This window comes from Microbacterium sp. NPDC078814, assembly GCF_040702645.1.
Taxonomy (GTDB): Bacteria; Actinomycetota; Actinomycetes; order Actinomycetales; family Microbacteriaceae; genus Microbacterium.
Genome location: NZ_JBFBLT010000012.1, coordinates 18806 through 32921, shown reverse-complemented (window position 1 = coordinate 32921; position 14116 = coordinate 18806). Strand labels below are relative to the sequence as shown.

The 14116-nt window shown below is 70.1% G+C and carries 13 protein-coding genes and 1 tRNA gene; 2 read left to right on the top strand and 12 right to left on the bottom strand.

The window, feature by feature from the left end; all coding sequences use genetic code 11:
• Genes AB0300_RS17135 through AB0300_RS17095 form a run of 9 tightly spaced genes read right to left on the bottom strand, consistent with a single transcriptional unit; the run spans position 1 to position 10637 of the window.
• Positions 1–1443 carry a rhamnulokinase family protein gene (locus AB0300_RS17135; RefSeq protein WP_366216546.1) on the bottom strand — a complete coding sequence of 481 codons (1443 nt, stop codon included), beginning with the start codon at positions 1441–1443 and terminating at the stop codon, positions 1–3.
• Positions 1440–3476: a bifunctional aldolase/short-chain dehydrogenase gene (locus AB0300_RS17130; RefSeq protein ID WP_338565398.1), complete on the bottom strand. Its 2037-nt coding sequence runs from the start codon at positions 3474–3476 to the stop codon at positions 1440–1442. Before AB0300_RS17130 ends, AB0300_RS17135 begins: the two co-directional genes overlap by 4 nt.
• Before the next feature lie 46 nt (positions 3477–3522).
• Positions 3523–4371 carry an alpha/beta hydrolase fold domain-containing protein gene (locus tag AB0300_RS17125; protein ID WP_085603984.1) on the bottom strand — a complete coding sequence of 283 codons (849 nt, stop codon included), beginning with the start codon at positions 4369–4371 and terminating at the stop codon, positions 3523–3525.
• Between the two features lie 4 nt (positions 4372–4375).
• Positions 4376–5542, bottom strand: a complete 1167-nt coding sequence (gene rhaI / locus AB0300_RS17120; protein ID WP_303708520.1) for an L-rhamnose isomerase — start codon at positions 5540–5542, stop codon at positions 4376–4378.
• Positions 5539–5919, bottom strand: coding sequence for an L-rhamnose mutarotase (locus AB0300_RS17115; protein WP_085603978.1), 381 nt, complete (start codon positions 5917–5919; stop codon positions 5539–5541). Before AB0300_RS17115 ends, rhaI begins: the two co-directional genes overlap by 4 nt.
• A 56-nt stretch (positions 5920–5975) precedes the next feature.
• The gene (rhaS, locus tag AB0300_RS17110; RefSeq protein ID WP_366216545.1) at positions 5976–7007 is read right to left on the bottom strand and encodes a rhamnose ABC transporter substrate-binding protein; all 1032 of its coding nucleotides are present in this window, start codon (positions 7005–7007) and stop codon (positions 5976–5978) included.
• Positions 7004–8107 (bottom strand): ABC transporter permease, encoded by a 1104-nt coding sequence (locus tag AB0300_RS17105; RefSeq protein ID WP_366216544.1) that lies wholly within the window; start codon positions 8105–8107, stop codon positions 7004–7006. The genes rhaS and AB0300_RS17105 overlap by 4 nt, the downstream gene beginning before the upstream one ends.
• Positions 8104–9123, bottom strand: coding sequence for an ABC transporter permease (locus AB0300_RS17100; protein ID WP_025104564.1), 1020 nt, complete (start codon positions 9121–9123; stop codon positions 8104–8106). The genes AB0300_RS17105 and AB0300_RS17100 overlap by 4 nt, the downstream gene beginning before the upstream one ends.
• A complete protein-coding gene (locus AB0300_RS17095; protein ID WP_366216543.1) occupies positions 9120–10637 on the bottom strand; it encodes a sugar ABC transporter ATP-binding protein in 1518 nt (505 codons plus the stop codon). The genes AB0300_RS17100 and AB0300_RS17095 overlap by 4 nt, the downstream gene beginning before the upstream one ends.
• Before the next feature lie 148 nt (positions 10638–10785).
• Here AB0300_RS17095 and AB0300_RS17090 point away from each other — a divergent pair, with 148 nt between their 5' ends.
• Entirely contained in the window at positions 10786–11790 is a 1005-nt protein-coding gene (locus AB0300_RS17090; RefSeq protein WP_025104562.1) for a LacI family DNA-binding transcriptional regulator, read from the top strand.
• Between the two features lie 3 nt (positions 11791–11793).
• Here AB0300_RS17090 and AB0300_RS17085 read toward each other — a convergent pair whose 3' ends face one another.
• Positions 11794–12501 (bottom strand): potassium channel family protein, encoded by a 708-nt coding sequence (locus tag AB0300_RS17085; RefSeq protein ID WP_366216542.1) that lies wholly within the window; start codon positions 12499–12501, stop codon positions 11794–11796.
• Between the two features lie 163 nt (positions 12502–12664).
• On the opposite strand from AB0300_RS17085, the gene AB0300_RS17080 reads away from it, so the two are divergent.
• Positions 12665–12756 (top strand) — tRNA-Ser (locus AB0300_RS17080).
• 94 nt (positions 12757–12850) lie between these two features.
• Here the strand turns inward: AB0300_RS17080 and AB0300_RS17075 are convergent.
• Together AB0300_RS17075 and AB0300_RS17070 are read right to left on the bottom strand one after the other, a co-directional pair.
• Positions 12851–13459 (bottom strand): SGNH/GDSL hydrolase family protein, encoded by a 609-nt coding sequence (locus tag AB0300_RS17075; RefSeq protein ID WP_366216562.1) that lies wholly within the window; start codon positions 13457–13459, stop codon positions 12851–12853.
• A 93-nt stretch (positions 13460–13552) separates the two neighbouring features.
• Positions 13553–14080: a helix-turn-helix domain-containing protein gene (locus AB0300_RS17070; RefSeq protein ID WP_126893490.1), complete on the bottom strand. Its 528-nt coding sequence runs from the start codon at positions 14078–14080 to the stop codon at positions 13553–13555.
• Positions 14081–14116 lie beyond the last annotated feature (36 nt).

Genomic DNA, 14116 nt, shown 5'->3' with positions numbered 1-14116 from the left:
TCAGGCGCCCCGCGGGCGGTAGACCGTCGGCGGGTGCGTCGTCGCCACGAGAGCGCGGAGCTCCGAGAGCGCGGCCGGCGCCGCTCCCCGGGCCCGCGCCTGGACGAGGACGTTGCCGAGAGCGGTCGCCTCGACAGGACCGGCGAGGACGGGAAGCCCGGTGCGGTCCGCGGTCGCCTGACACAGCAGCCGGTTGAGAGACCCGCCGCCGACGAGGTGGACGACGTCGAGGGGCTGCCCGGAGAGCCGGCCCGCCGTCCCGACGGCGTCGGCGAACGCGGCCGCGATGCTCTCCACGACGAGCCGGACGAAGGCCGGGCGCGAGGTGGGGGCGGCGACGCCGCTCGCCCGCAGGCGATCGGCGATACGCGCCGGCATGTCGCCGGGGGCCGAGAGCGCGGGGTCGTTCGCAGCGAACACCGCCGACGGCGGCTCCGCGGCGGCGGCCTCGGCGAGCAGTCCCGACAGATCGATGGGTTCTCCGTCTTCGGCCTCCCAGGCCCGCACGGTCTCGCTGAGGAGCCACAGTCCGGTCACGTTGTGGAGGACGCGGAAGCGGTCGTCCACGCCGCGTTCGTTGGTGAAGTTGGCGTCCCGCGCCGCCGCCGTGAGGATCGGCTCGACCCGCTCGACCCCGACCAGTCCCCAGGTACCGCAGGAGATGTACGCGGCACGGGGCGACGTCATCGGGACGGCGACCACCGCCGAGGCGGTGTCGTGCGAGCCCACGGCGATCACCGGCAGATCCGCGCCGATGCGCTCCGCGACCTCGGGGCGCAGCCGACCGATGACCGTGCCGGGATCGACGAGGTCCGGCAGGAGAGAGGCATCGATGCCGAGGCGGGTCGCGAGCGCCTGATCCCAGGTGCCGGCCCTCACATCCAGCAGCCCCGTCGTCGAGGCGTTGGTCCGTTCGGCGACGCGGGCGCCGGTGAGGAGGAAGGCGAGGAGGTCCGGGATGAGGAGCGCGGTATCGGCGTCGTGCCGGAGCTCGTCCGCCCGGAGCTGGTAGAGCGTGTTGAACGGGAGGAACTGCAGGCCGTTGCGTGCGTGGAGGTCGTCGAACGGGACGAGGGAGTGCACCTCGTCCACCCCGCGGGCGGTGCGGTCGTCGCGGTAGTGGAACGGCTCCGCGAGCAGCTCGCCGGCGCGGAGGAGGCCGTAGTCGACCGCCCACGAGTCGATCCCGATCGACTCGATGCCCGGTTCCCGGCGGACCGCTTCGGCCAGGCCGTCGAGGACATGGTCGACGAGCGCGTCGAAGTCCCAGTGCAGACCGTCGGCGCGGGCGACCGGGCCGTTCGGGAAGCGGGAGACGGGCTCGAGCTCCAGGACGCCCGGCCCCACGCGGCCGATCATCACACGACCGCTCGTGGCGCCGAGATCCACCGCCGCGACCGCACGGACGTGCCGTGCGGTCGCGGGCGAGCGGTCGCCGGTCATCGCAGGAACGCCGCGGCGACGCCGGAATCGACGGGGATGTGCAGCCCGGTGGTCCGGCTCAGCTCCGGACCGGTCAGCACGAAGACGGCGTCCGCGACGTTCTCCGGCACGACCTCGCGCTTGAGGATGGTGCGGTTGGCGTAGAACTGGCCGAGGTCCTCTTCCTTGACGCCGTACGTGGCCGCCCGGTTCGCTCCCCACCCGGAGGCGAAGATGCCGGAACCGCGGACCACACCGTCGGGGTTGATGCCGTTGACCCGGATGCCGTGCTCGCCGAGTTCCACCGCGAGCAGTCGCACCTGGTGCGCCTGGTCGGCCTTCGTCGCCGAGTAGGCGATGTTGTTCGGACCCGCGAAGACGGAGTTCTTGGAGGAGATGTAGATGATGTCGCCGCCGAGCCCCTGATCGATGAGCACCCGGGCCGCCGCCTTCGAGACGAGGAACGAGCCCTTCGCCATCACATCGTGCTGGAGATCCCAGTCCTTCTCGGTCGTCTCCAGCAGCGGCTTCGACAGCGAGAGACCCGCGTTGTTCACGACGAGGTCGAGGCCGCCGAACGCGAGCACCGCCTCGTCGATCGCCGCCTGCACCGCGTCGGCGTCGGCGACATCGGCGGCCACCCCGATGGCGACGTCCTCGTTCCCGAGCTCGGCGGCCGCGGCTCTGGCCTTGCCGAGGTCGAGGTCGGCGACGACGACGCAGGCGCCCTCCGCGGCAAGGCGGGTCGCGATGGCCTTGCCGATCCCGCTCGCGGCACCGGTGACGAGGGCGATGCGGCCCTGGTGGGACTTCGGCTTCGGCATCCGCTGCAGCTTCGCCTCCTCCAGCGCCCAATACTCGATGCGGAACTTCTCCGCGTCGGAGATGGGGGCGTAGGTCGACAGGGCCTCGGCACCGCGCATGACGTTGATCGCGTTGACGTAGAACTCGCCGGCGACCCGTGCGGTCTGCTTGTTCGCCCCGTACGAGAACATCCCGACGCCGGGCACGAGGACGATGAGCGGATCCGCGCCTCGGATCGCGGGGGATTCGGCGGTCGCGTGGGCGTCGTAATAGGCCTGGTAGTCGGCGCGGTAGGCGGCGTGGAGCTCCCGCAGGCGTTCCGTCTGCTCCTCCAGGGTCGCGGTGGCGGGCAGGTCGAGGAGGAGCGGCTTGACCTTGGTGCGCAGGAAGTGGTCGGGGCAGCTCGTGCCGAGGGCGGCGAGGGCCGGAGCCTTCTCGGACGCCAGGAAGTCGAGGACCACGTCGCTGTCGGTGAAGTGGCCGACCATCGGCTTGTCCGTCGACGCGAGACCGCGGATGGTGCCGGCGAGGGCGGCCGCCCGTGCGCGGCGCTCCGGCTCCGGCAGGGCCTCGAAGCCCGATCGCGTGCCGCCGAACGGCGCGGGGGAGCCGTGCTCCGCGATGTAGGCGGCGGCGGTGTCGATCATCCACAGGGAGTTCGCCTCCGCCTCCTCCGAGGTGTCTCCCCACGCGGTGATGCCGTGGCCGCCGAGGATCGTGCCGATGGCCTGCGGGTTCTCCGCCTTGATCTGCGCGATGTCCAGTCCGAGCTGGAAGCCGGGGCGGCGCCACGGCACCCAGACGACCCGATCGCCGAAGATCGTCGTCGTGAGTGCCTCGCCGTCGGCCGCGGTGGCGATCGCGATGCCCGAGTCGGGGTGGAGGTGATCCACGTGCGGGGCGTCGACCAGGCCGTGCATCGCGGTGTCGATCGAGGGGGCGGCGCCGCCCTTGCCGTGCAGGCAGTAGTCGAAGGCGGCGACCATCTCGTCCTCCCGCTCGACCCCCGGATAGACGTCGACGAGCGCGCGCACGCGGTCGAGGCGGAGGACCGCGAGACCGGCCTCGGTCAGGGTGCCGAGGTCACCACCGGAGCCCTTCACCCAGAGGAGTTCGACCGGCTGCCCCGTCACCGGGTCGATCTCGGTGCCCTTGGCGGAGGTGTTGCCGCCCGCGTAGTTCGTGTTCTTCGGGTCGGCGCCCAGGCGGTTGCTCCGCGCGATCAGGTCGGCGGCGGTGGGGTTGGTCATGTGAGTCCTCGGTTCGTGAGTGAAGATGCCGGTCGACGCCGGAGAGTCAGGGGAGCTGCAGGATCCGAGTCGCGAACCGATCGATCGTCGCGGCGAAGGCGGATTCCTCGGGGCGGTTGAGGTGCCCGTGGGTGGTGCCCGGCTCGACGACGACGTCGACCTCCACGCCGGCGGTGGCGAGGGAGCCGGCGAACGCCTCGCCGGACATACGGAGTTCGTCGGTCTCGTCGTTGACCATGATGGTGGGCGGGAAAGAGGCGAGCGCCGTCGGCTCTGCGGTGCCGGGGACGGCATAGACGTCCGCCGTGTCGGGGTCGCTCCCGAGATAGTTCTCGTACATGCCCCGCACGAAGTCCGGGGTGAACACGTCAGCGGAGGGATCTCCGTCGAGCAGGGCACGCAGCTCCGGGTCGGGAGCGGCCTGCACCGCCTGCAGGGTCGGGTAGGCGAGGACCGCGAGTGCGGGCACCACGCCGCCCTCGTGCGCGAGGCGGAGCGCCGCGCCGGTGGCGAGGTTGCCGCCTGCGCTGGCTCCGCCGATCGCCCAACCTCGCGAAGCGACGTCCGACGTGGCGGCCCAGCGGAACGCGGAGACCATCTCGTCGTGCGGGACGGGGTAGTGCACACCCCCGCGCTTCTCCGCGCCGAGGCGTGCGCTCCACTCGGCTGTCATCGGGGCGAGGGCGTAGTCCACGCTCACCACGGCGATCCCGTGGTCGACGAACGCCCGCGCGACGGCGTCGGCCTCCGCCATGTCGATGTCGCCGCCGGCGAATCCGCCGCCGTGAGCCCACACCAGGCCGTGGCCGCTCGGCGACTTCGGGGAGTAGACGCGCACACGCAGCGGCCCGTGCGGCCCGTCCAAGACGTGATCGTGGATGTCGCGCGCGCTCATACGCTCAGGCTCCCCAGCCCGCCTGCACGCCGCCCACGCGCTCCTCCACGATCCGCTGCCCGTACCCGGAGGCCGCGTACGCCGCCATCGGGTCGGCGGGCAGCCCGCGCTCCTCTCGCCACGCGGCCAGGGCCGGGCGGACGTCGGTGGAGAAGGCGTCCATGAAGACGGCGTTCGCGGTGAGCACGTCGCCGCTGCGCTGGGCAGTCGTCAGCGCATCCCGGTCGACGAGCAGCGCCCGCGCGGTCATCTCCTGCACGTTCAGGACGGAGCGGATCTGTCCGGGGATCTTGTCCTCGATGTTGTGGCACTGGTCCAGCATGAAGGCCACGTCGGGGTTGTTCAGCCCGCCGCCCCGGATCACCTCGAACAGGATCCTGAACAGCTGGAACGGGTCGGCCGCACCCACGATGAGGTCGTCGTCCGCATAGAAGCGGGAGTTGAAGTCGAACGAGCCGAGCTTGCCGAGGCGCAGCAGCTGCATCACGATGAACTCGATGTTGGTGCCCGGCGCGTGGTGACCGGTGTCGAGGCAGACCATCGCCTTGTCGCCGAGGGCGGTCACCTGCACGTAGGACGTCCCCCAGTCCGGGACGTCGGTGTGGTAGAACGCCGGCTCGAAGAACTTGTACTCGAGCACGAGGCGCTGGTGGTCGCCGAGACGCGCGTAGATCTGCTGCAACGAGTCGTGCAGGCGATCCTGCCGTCCGCGCAGGTCGGCCTGACCGGGGTAGTTCGACCCCTCCGCCAGCCAGATCTTCAGGTCGCGGCTGCCGGTGGCGTCCATGACGTCGATGCAGGCCAGGTGGTGGTCGATGGCCTTGCGGCGCACGGCCGCATCCTCGTGGGTGAGGGCGCCGAACTTGTAGTCGTCGTCCTGGAAGGTGTTGGAGTTGACGGTGCCGAGGGCGACGCCGTGGTCCTCGGCATGACGGCGCAGGTCGTCGAAGGAGTCAACCAGATCCCACGGGATGTGCAGCGCCACGGTGGGGGCGAGCCCGGTGTGGGCGTGGACCTGCGCGGCGTCGGCGATCTTCTCGTACGGGTCGCGGGGCGTGCCGGGAGTGCTGAACACCTTGAACCGGGTCCCGGAGTTGCCGAACGCCCAGCTGGGCAGCTCGATGCTCTGCTTCTCGAGCGCGGCGAGGATGTCGGGGGTGAGGATGCTCACGATGCACGGCCTTCGTTGTCGGTGGCGGGTGTGACGCTCTCGCCGGCGGCGGCGAGCTGGTCTTCGAGGTGGAACACCTCGGTGAGAGGGGTGGCGGCCTGATCGGGACGGCCGTCGAGGTCGAGGAAGAAGGGGGCCATCTCGGCCTCCCAGCGTGCGGCGACGGGGGAGGCGGCGAGGTACGCCTGCGCGGCCGCATCGTCATCGGTCTCGTAGTAGCCGAAGAGCACCCCACCGCTTCCGAGGAAGAGGCTGTAGTCGCGCCGTCCGGCGGCCGCGATCTCGCGGAGCATCTCCGGGCGCACCGGCGTGTGACGGGCGAGGTACTCGGGCAGCAGCTCGGGCTTCACCTGGAGCTGGAAGGCGACGCGGGTCATGCGATTCCTCTCGGGGGTCCGGCCGGCGCCCGCGGGGAGCGCCGGCCGGAGGCGACTCAGAAGTCGAAGTCGCCGATGTTGTCGGCGTCGAACACGAACGGGTCGCCCAGCAGGACGACGCCGTCGGCGCCGACGGTGTACTCGCCGAGGTCGCCGGCCTCGAAGGTGTCGCCCTCTTCACCGGTGATGTCGCCGGCGATCAGGGCCTGGGCGGCGTAAGCGGCCAGGTAGCCGAGGTCGGCCGGGTTCCACAGCGCGAAGGCGGTGACGGTGCCGTCCTCCACGTACTCGCGCATCTGGTTGGGCGTGCCGAGTCCGGTCAGCGCGACCTGGCCCTTGAAGTCGGACGTCGACAGGTAGCGCGCCGCGGCGGCGATGCCGACCGTGGTGGGCGAGACGATGCCCTTGAGGTCCGGGTGGGTCTGCAGCAGCGCGGCCGTCTTGTCGAACGACGTCTGGTCGTCGTCGTCGCCGTAGACCGTCTCGACGATCGTGATGTCGGGGTACTCGCTCGCGACGTACTCCTCCATCAGCTCGATCCACGCGTTCTGGTTCGTGGCGTTGGCCGACGCGGAGAGGATGGCGATCTCCCCGGCGCCCCCGATCTGCTCGGCGATGAGGTCGACCTGCACCTTCGCGATGCCCTCGGAGTCGGCCTGGTTGATGAACAGGTCGCGGCAGTCCGTGTTGGTGTCGGAGTCGAAGGTGACGACCTTGACCCCGGCGTCCCTGGCCTCGTTCAACGCGTCGCAGATGGCCTGCGGGTCGTTGGCCGAGACGACGAGGGCGCCGACACCCTGCTGCGTGGCCGTGTTGATGTAGCTGACCTGGGCGTCGGGCGTGGCCTCGGCAGGACCGACCTCGGAGAACGTGCCGCCGAACTCCTCGACGGCCTTCTTGCCGCCCTCGCTGGACGTGTCGAAGTACGGGTTGCCGAGGTTCTTGGGCAGGAAGGTGATCGAGGCGTCCGCCCCGTCGCCGCCGCCGTCTCCTCCGCCGTCGGTGGAGCCGGCGCAGCCGGTCAGTGCGACCGCCGCCGCCACCGCGAGGGCGGCGAAGGCGGTGACACGCTTGCGTGCAAACGTCATTGTTCGTTCCTTTCGTCGGGAGATGCCGCGGATGCGGCGTCCATCGGTGCCTTCGTCGCTGTGGCGGCACCGGCGGGGGGTCTGCCCGGTCGGCGGCGTGCCTTCTGCAGCCAGGCCAGGAAGCTTGCGGCCACCACCGAGATCACGAGGAGCGTGCCGGTGATGATGTTGATGACGTCGGAGGTGACGTTCACCAGGCGGAGTGCACTCGCGAGCGCCCCGATGAGGAAGGCGGCGGCGATGACGCCGTAGATCTTGCCGCGACCGCCGAACACCGACACCCCGCCGAGCACGACGGCCGCGATGACCTGGAGCTCGAGGCCGGTGGCGTTGTCGCCGCGGGCGCTGCCGTAGCGGAGCGTGTAGAAGATGCCGGCGAACGCGGCGACCGCTCCGGACAGCACGAACAGGATGAGCTTCGTGCGCTCGACGTGCACACCGGAGAAGTGCGCCGCGTCCTTCGACAGACCGATCGCGTACACCCCGCGGCCGAACGGCGTGAAGTGCAGCAGGACCGCGAAGACCGCGACGAGCACGAGGAACGGGATCGTGATGACGGGTATCGGGGTGCCCGCGATCTTCGCCTTGGCGAGAGCCGTCCAGAACTCCGGGAAGTCGGTGACCGCGGCCGTGCCGAGCAGTCCGACGGCGAGGCCGCGGAAGAGGGCGAGCGTGCCGATCGTGACGGCGAGCGAGGGCAAGCCGACGACCGTCACGAGGAAGCCGTTGAACGCGCCGCCGACCACGCCCACGACGAGGGCGGCGAGGGCCGCGAGCTCGAACGGGAGCCCCGCCTGCACCAGCGCGCCGGTGACGACGCTGGACAGCCCGACCATGCTGCCCACCGAGAGGTCGATCTCGCCGGTGATCATGATGAGGGTCATCGGCAGGGCGATCAGGAGGATCGGGGCGATGTCGAGCAGCAGGTAGGTCAGCGTGATGGGCTGTCCGAACCCGCGGATGCTGGAGGCCGAGACGATCGCGACGAGCAGGAGCAGGCCGACGATCGCGGCCTCGCGCGTGAGCAGGAGCCGGCGCCACAGGGGCTTGTCGTAGTCGCGGATGACGCGGGTGGTCGCGGTGGCGGTCGCGGTGGTCATGATTCGTCCCTCGCCTCGATGAGCCGCCGTCTCTGCCGCACCGCGAGCACGCGGTCGAGCACGATGGCGCCGATGATGAGCAGGCCGACGACGGCACGCTGCCAGAAGTCGGGGATGCCGAGGATCGGCAGAGCGCGGTTGATGGTCAGCAGCAGGACGGCGCCGATCGCGGCGCCCCACACCGAGCCGATGCCGCCGGTGATCGCGACGCCGCCGATGACGGCCGCGCCCACCGCGTCCAGCTCCCATCCCGCTCCCGCCTGGGAGTTGATGGTGCCGTATCGGGCCGCGTAGAAGACGCCGGCGAGTCCGGCGAGAGCTCCCGACAGGACGAACGCGGTGAGCACGCGGCGCGTGACGCGCAGGCCGTAGAGCTCGGCCGCCGCGGGGTCGGAGCCGATCGCGTAGAACTCCCGGCCGCCGCGGGTGTTCTTCATGTACCAGGCGGCGACGGCGAGCACGACGACCGCGACGATCGCGAGGATCGGGATGCCGAGGACCTGCCCCGTGCCGAGGGCGAGGAAGTCGCGCGGCATGTCGGAGGCGTTCACGCGGTCGCTGCCGGTCCACAGCACGTTGATGCCGCGGTAGGCGTAGAGGGTGCCGAGGGTGATCACCATCGCCGGCACCTTGGCGTACGCGACGAGGGCGCCGTTGATGAGACCGAGGAGGGCGCCGAGCACCACGGCGGCGACCACGACCAGGACGATCGGGATGCCCGGGATGTCGATGAAGAGCCGACCGGTCAGGTACGCGGTCAGACCCATCACGGAACCCACGGACAGGTCGACGTTGCGCGTGATGAGGACGATGGCCTGTCCCACGGCCACGAGCACGAGGATCGACGGCGTCAGCAGCAGGTCGCGCCAGCCGTCGGCGCTGAACAGGAACTTGGGATTGTTGAGGGTCGCGGCGGTCACCACGAGCACGAGGGCCAGGAGGATGCCGAACTCGCGGGCCCTGCCGAGACCGGAGATGCGCTTGGTGAGCGCGGAGACGGGGATGGCGGTGGTCACGAGCTGAGCTCCGATGCATGCGTCGCGGCGAACATGACGTTCTCGGAGGTGGCCTCCGAGCGGGGGATCTCGGCCGTGATGCGACCCTCGCGCATCACGAGCACCCGGTCGGCCATGCCCAGCACCTCGGGTAGCTCGGACGAGATCATGAGGATGCCCATGCCCTGACCGGCGAGCTGGGACAGCAGGCGGTGCACCTCGGACTTGGTGCCGACGTCGATGCCGCGGGTGGGCTCGTCGATGAGCAGCACCTGCGGCTGCGTGGCGAGCCACTTCGCGAGGACGACCTTCTGCTGGTTGCCGCCGGAGAGCGTCGCGGCGACGGTGTCCAGGGCGTGGGTCTTCACCTCGAGCCGCGAGGCCCACTCCCGAGCGGCGCGGTTCTCCATCGCGGTGGTGAGCAGGCCGAGGCGGGCGAGACGCCGACGGATCGCGAGGGTGATGTTCCCGCCGACGCCGGCTTCGATGACGAGGCCCTGCTTCCGGCGGTCCTCGGGGACGAGGGCGAGCCCGGCGCGCATGGCGTCGACCGGACGGCGCGCGCGGATCCGGCCGCCCTTCATGCGCACGCTGCCCTCGCGGTACCCGTCCACGCCGAAGACCGCGCGCGCGACCTCGCTGCGCCCGGCGCCGACGAGGCCGGCGAGCCCGACGATCTCGCCCGCACGGACGGAGAACGAGATGTCGTGGAAGAGGCCGGGACTCGTGAGCCCCTCGACTTCGAGCAGCGGCTCGCCGATCGTCGCCTCCTGCTTCGGGAACAGCTCGGACACCTCGCGGCCGACCATCTGGTGCACGAGTTCGTCGACCGTGGTGTCGGCGATGGCGGAGGTCGCGATGTACGCGCCGTCTCGCATGACCGTGACGGTGTCGCAGAGCGCGAACACCTCGTCGAACCGGTGCGAGATGAAGATGAGGCCGCGGCCCTCGTCGCGCAGGCTCCGGGCGATCGCGAACAGGCGCTCCACCTCCACGCCGGAGAGCGCCGCGGTGGGCTCGTCCATGATGAGCAGCGTGGCGTCGAGGGAGACCGCCTTGGCGATCTCGATGACCTGCTGGTCGGCGATCGACAGGCCTTCGGCGGGGCGGTCGGGGTCGATGGTGACGCCGAGGCGGGTGAAGAGCCGCTCGACCTCGTGGCGCATGGCCTTGCGGTCGATCCGCCCGAACCGCCCGGTCGGCTGGCGCCCCATGAAGATGTTCTCGGTGACGGAGAGATCGGGGAAGAGCGTCGGCTCCTGGTAGATGACCGCGACGCCGGCCGCCTTCGACTGGGCGGTCGAGGTGAAGTCCACGTCTTCGCCGCGAAGCCGGAAGACCCCGCCGTCGCGCTGGTAGAGACCGGCGACGATCTTCACGAGCGTGGACTTGCCGGCCCCGTTCTCGCCGACGAGCGCGTGGATGGAGCCGGGGCGGACGGCGATGGTGCCGGAGCGCAGGGCGATCACCGACCCGAACGCCTTCTGGACGTCGGCGAGCTCGAGCACGGGCGCCGTCGTGGGTGAGGACATCATTTCTCTCTCCATTGAGGGAATGAATCGTTTCAAACCCTGATGGAGATGAGACTAGGGGCTGTGTTGACGCGTGTCAATACGGCATGAGAGTCTGAGGCGATCCCCGCGGATGAGTCGTTTCAGCGGCGGGAGCCGGAGGGAGGGCGCGATGGCCGTCAGTGTGCGGGAGGTCGCCGAGGACGCGGGTGTCTCCGTCGGGACCGTCTCGAACGTGCTCAACCGGCCGGAGAAGGTGGCCGCGGAGACCGTCGCGCGTGTGCAGGCGTCGATCGACCGCCTCGGGTTCGTGCGCAACGACGCGGCACGGCAGCTCCGTGCGGGGCGCAGTCGGACGATCGGCCTCGTCGTGCTCGACATCCGCAACCCCTTCTTCGCCGAGGTGATCCGCGGAGCCGAGGAGCGCGCCGACCAGCACGGACTCTCCGTCCTCGTCGCCAACAGCGACGAGAAGCAGGAGCGGGAGGCGATGCATCTCGATCTCTTCGAGGAGCAGCGGGTGACCGGCGTGCTCGTCACTCCCGTGGCGGAATCCCTGCCGCGGCTGGTGCGGATGCATGAGCGCGGGACGCACGCCGTGCTCGTCGACCGGGAATCGCAGGACGAGCGGTTCGCCTCCGTCGCCGTCGACGATGTCGAGGGCGGACGCATCGCGACCGAGCACCTGCTGGCGGTCGGTCGTCGCCGGATCGCCTTCGTCGGCGGCCCGGTCGCGCTGCGCCAGGTCTCCGACCGCCTGAGCGGCGCGCAGGCCGCGGCGGCCGCGGCGGGGATCGGGCTGGAGTTCATCCCGACCTCCGCGCTCACCGTCGAGGAGGGACGCCGGGCCGGTGCGCAGATCCTCGACCGCGCCCCCGGGGACCGGCCGGACGCGGTCTTCGCGGCGAACGACCTCCTGGCACTGGGCCTCCTGCAGAGCCTGGTGATGACCGGCGATGCCCGGGTCCCCGAGGACATCGCGCTCGTGGGCTACGACGACATCGACTTCGCGGCGGCCGCCGTGATCCCGCTCAGCTCGGTGCGGCAGCCGGCCGCTCTCATCGGCTCGACCGCCGTCGACCTGCTGCTGCGAGGCCAGGACGAGGTGGCGCCGGCGCCGGAGCACGTGCTGTTCCGGCCGGAGCTCGTCGCCCGCCGCTCGACGACCGGGGAGTGACCGTCAGGCCGGCGTCGATGTGGTGCGTTGGGCGCTCGCACCCCGCATGATGCGGGCGACGGCGGTGATGAGGAAGAGCTGCCCGGTGATCCCCTCGGCGACGGCCACCGCCTGCACGCCCGGTCCGACGGGGACGAGGTTCCCGTAGCCCGTCGTGGTCAGTGCCGTGAACGAGAAGAAGAGCTGATTGCCGAGCGAGTCGTTCGCCGCATCTCCGAACAGCGGCGTCGGCAGCAGCAGCGACAGCAGGTTGTAGACGAAGGCGAAGAACATGCCGACGAGGATGTACGCGGTCACCGCGGCCAGGAGCGCCTCGACGTCGAGGCCTCGGCGGGTGACCTGGTGCGCGATGATGGCCCACGGCGCCACGAGCAGCGCGAGCATGGAGGCGGCGGACAGGGCGACCGCGAGGGCGGGACTGTCCGTGGCGAAGAATGCCGCGAGGAGGGCAGCCAGCCCCGCGGCCGAGAGCACGACCCACGACACCCGCTGCACGAGGGCGTGCGCCCTGGTCACGCGGAACACGATCGCGACCGTGACCAGCATCGCGAGGAACGCCCAGGGGCTGGGGACCGTGCCGGGCTGGGCCGCGCACAGTCCGTACGACACGACGAGGAGGGCGAGCACCGCGGCATAGCCCAGGGCGCCGCGCCTCGGGTCGGCCGGGGCAGCGAACCCCGCGCGGACGTGCGCTCCCGATGGCTCGGACATGGCGTCTCCTCTCGCGTCCGCGGGGGCCGGACCCTCGCAACGTGCGGCCAGTATCGCAGGGCATGCGGCCGGCTCCCGGGAGCATCCGAGACCGGCGGTTCGTGACCACGCGCCGGACCCGTTATGATGGTGGGGTGCATCCGTGCTCTCGAGCCGGATGTCTGGAGACGTCGCATAGTCCGGCCTAGTGCACCACCCTGCTAAGGTGGAGTCCCCTTACGGGGACCAGGGGTTCAAATCCCCTCGTCTCCGCCAAATTTTTCCTGGTCAGATCCGGTTTTCTTCCGGGAAGCCGCCGGAACCACCGTTACCGAGATAGCCCCGACCCTCGTTGCTGGACAGCGGAGCTTCAGCGAGCATTGCGGTCTGCCATCAGGTGCGCGACGACCGGCGCGAGTGCGACGCCCAGGGCGTGGTGCTGGTCGGCGTCGAGATGCACGCCGTCGTGCTTGCTGCTGGTGGTGATCGTGTTCGAGTCGAAAAAGACGCAGCCGGTGTCTTCGCTGACCTGTCGAATTGCCTGCGCGAGACCCTGTGCGGCGATATCCCCGCCCGCGAACTTCGGGCCGATCGGTCCTCGAGGGTTCTCCAGCTGCGGGGGCGCGATGACGAGAATCGGCGGGGTAGGCATCCCGGGCTCGATCGGTGCTGTCCTGATCTCGTTGATGAGCGCTGCGATGCCCATCGCGGAGTGCCAGGGTTTGTGCTGGTGCATGGATTGGAAGTCGTTGGTGCCGAGTAGGAGAATCACGAGGTCGAGCGGTGATTGCGCTTCTATGACCTGTTGGATGCCGCTGAGGGCGTTCCGCTCCGGTTTGTATGGGTCGTCGAAGGCGGTGCGGCGCCCGTTGAGACAGTCCTCCGTGAGCCGGATGTGACCGTCCCATCCCGCGTTGAGCGCGGCGTGCAGAACTCCGGGCCAGCGCTCTTCGAAAGGAAGTCGCTGCCGAGTCGTCAGGACTATGCCCCAGTCAGCGAGTCCGAGTACACAAGGATGTGCTTCGTCGTTGGCATCTTGGCTCCTTTGCGTTGCCGTCGTTTCTTTTTGCGTTCACGGGTCTGGAAGGAGGATCGTGGCGAGGTTGACGCGTTGCTGACCGTCCTCCCGTTCCGTCAGGTAAGGAGTGAGTAGCTCAGCGAGGCCTGCCTGAATCGTGGCGAGATCCTCCCTGCTCACGTACAAGGGCGTTCGGGCGAATCCGACCAGCTCACGGGCTTCGGGAGAATCCGCGCTGAGGAAGCGATCGAAGTCACCCGTGACGTCTCCCAGGAAAGCCAGGAAGGCAGTGCTCAGCTGCGCGCTGCTCATCGCAGAAAGCTCAGCGTGGTCAATGGCTGCCATCCGGTCGCCCAGCGCCAAGGTTCGCTCGATCGCACCACGAGATCTGCGCTCGTCGACCACTGCGACAACCTCGGCATCGAGGAGGGCAGCCACATGTCGGTAGAGCGTGGCCTGCGGGATATCCGGGAGCGCCTCGCGCAACTGCGCCGTCGTGCGGTTGCGGCCACCCAGCTGCTGGACGATCCGCAATCGCACCGGGTGCAGTACGACCTTTGCCAGAGCAGTCCCGTCGGGCACGTTGACTCCTCACTGTTATCACGATGATAATGTTCT